Genomic DNA, 1096 nt, shown 5'->3' on the forward strand with positions numbered 1-1096 from the left:
AGTCCCCCGTTGATCTGCAGGGTGCCGAGGCCGATCGAGACGGCGACGCCGAAGACGGTGCCGATGATCGCGACGACGTCGATCGTCTTCCCGATCGGCCCGTGGATCCTCTCACCGAGGATGGGCTGGAAGATCGAACTCACCCGCGGCGGCAGGTTGCGCTTGTGGATGAAGTACGCGAAGCACAGCGCCGGCAGCGTGAAGATCGTCCATGTGTGCAGGGTGAAGTGGTAGTACGTGAAGTTCATCGCGTCAGCCGCGGCCTCGACCGTGCCCGGTTCGATCCCGGTGCTCGCCCGGGGCGGATCGCCGAGGTGGCTGACCGGTTCCGCGACACCCCAGAACATGAGGATCGACCCGATGCCCGCGGCGAAGAGCATCGCGAACCACGCACCGTTGGAATGCTCGGGCGGTTCGTCGTCGGGTCCCAGCTTCGCCCGTCCGTAGCGGGATGCGGCGATGTAGATGAGGAAGACGAGGAAGACGGTGACGCCGAGGATGTAGAACCATCCGAGGTTGCGCAGCAGCCAGTCGGAGGCGGCGGAGACCCCGGTGTCGAGGGCGTCGGTGAAGAGGATCGTTCCGAGGACGAAGAGAATGATCACAGCGGCTGAGGAGAAGAAGATGACCGGGTTCGTCCTCAGCCTGAGAGCATCGTGCAGACGGTTGAGCATGCGCTGTACCTTCCATTGATGTGTGCTCACCACGCTATCGAAGTTCGCAGATATGACAACAACGCCGATTGCGGCCATGGCACGCCCAGCGCCCACCACGACCGCCGAGAATGCCCAGATCACGGGCTCAGCGCGCCCCGTAGCACCCTGCAGGATCGCCACCCGACTGCAGTGATCGCAGGCGGTGTACGCGCGCCGGGAGTACACACTGCGCGCCGCTCGCGTGCCCCGCGATTGATAACATCAGCGTCTCAATCGAGACGTAATCGGCTCTTTAAGTCATCCGTGATCGGGCCTACTGTGACTACTGACAGCACCGGCCGGCGTGGCGTCGAACCAACGGCCCCGAACCACAAGCCTCGAACCACCGGCCCGACAGCGCAGCCTCGACGGAGAGGGAGACCGATGACGATCGCACCGAT

The 1096-nt window shown here is 64.0% G+C and carries 1 protein-coding gene; it reads right to left on the reverse strand.

The window, feature by feature from the left end; all coding sequences use genetic code 11:
• A partial coding sequence (locus BSP109_RS16750; RefSeq protein ID WP_180959813.1) for a BCCT family transporter occupies positions 1–674 on the reverse strand: 674 nt, incomplete at its 3' end.
• Between the last annotated feature and the right edge of the window lie 422 nt (positions 675–1096).

It is taken from the genome of Brevibacterium sp. Mu109, from assembly GCF_900169375.1.
Taxonomy (GTDB): domain Bacteria; phylum Actinomycetota; class Actinomycetes; order Actinomycetales; family Brevibacteriaceae; genus Brevibacterium; species Brevibacterium yomogidense_A.